The sequence below is a fragment of the Kitasatospora sp. NPDC001159 genome (assembly GCF_053598235.1).
Map to the genome: position 1 here is coordinate 1 of NZ_JBSFJV010000310.1, position 1,002 is coordinate 1,002.

Annotated in this window: 1 protein-coding gene; it reads right to left on the reverse strand. The window is 66.0% G+C overall.

What is annotated here, in order from left to right; all coding sequences use genetic code 11:
* Positions 1–309: 309 nt before the first annotated feature.
* A complete protein-coding gene (locus tag ACWC9T_RS42095) occupies positions 310–792 on the reverse strand; it encodes a MarR family winged helix-turn-helix transcriptional regulator (RefSeq protein WP_449826287.1) in 483 nt (160 codons plus the stop codon).
* Positions 793–1,002 lie beyond the last annotated feature (210 nt).

Consider the following 1,002-nt stretch of genomic DNA (forward strand, 5'->3'; position numbering starts at 1 on the left):
CGCAGCGAGTTTCTCCAGGCAGCGCGACGACAGACGGCACCGCGCCCCGCTGGGGCCACGAGAGGCCAGAGCCTGCACACCGCCATCCCGCCATACTGTATCGACCGATCGCGCGGTCGATCTACTCGAGGAGAAATGTCCGCGTGGCCCGCATGGCGCGCCACCTCCTCGATCAGGATCGACCGTCGGGCGCTGCTGCCCGCGCGCCCGGCGGTCGACCCGGCCCATCCGCAGCGAGGTATCTGACGGCTGGCGATCGTTCGGCATGCAGGTTGTCGCCCCTCTCCGCCGATTCAAGGGCGCTTGGCGTCACCCGGCCGGGTCGCGGTCCCGGAGCCGGGCCAGCGAGTCGACGTACTTGAGCATGAGGCGGGCGAATTCGAGGCGGTCCTTGTCGGCCCAGTCGGCGGTGATGTAGTCGAATGCCTCACGCTGGTGGCGCCTGAGGCGACTCATGAGCTCGGTGCCCTCCGGGCTGAGCTGCAGAACCGTGCGACGGCCGTCCTGTTGGGAGGCAGCCCGGACCAGGTAGCCGGCCTTGATGTTGTCGCTGACCATCCGGCTGGCCACTGATGGGTCCACGCCGAGCAGTTCGGCGACCGCGCCTACGGTGATTTCGGCCGCGGAGTCGCGGGTGTGCTCCTGGACGATGTTCAGGATCAGGGTCCGGCTCAGATCCTTGGCCGAGATGGGGTTCGCGACCTCCAGCAGCGAGGTGCGGCGCAGCTTCGAAAACGCCGGGCCTACGGCGTTCAACAGGTCCTCGGCCGTCTGCGGCCCGTTCGTCGTCATGCTGCCAGAGTGTAGTTCCATGACTCCGAGAAAGCATGTGTTGACATGAAATTACGTGCATGCAAGCATGCATATGCGAGAAGCGTCGAGAATCGCAGACTTCATAGCTCATCAGCCCTAGTACTGCAACCGCAGTTATGGGGTGTGGCCTCGGCGTTTGTAGTGGCTGCGGCGGGCGCGGGTCTGGCTGCGCCGTCGCCAGTATGACCA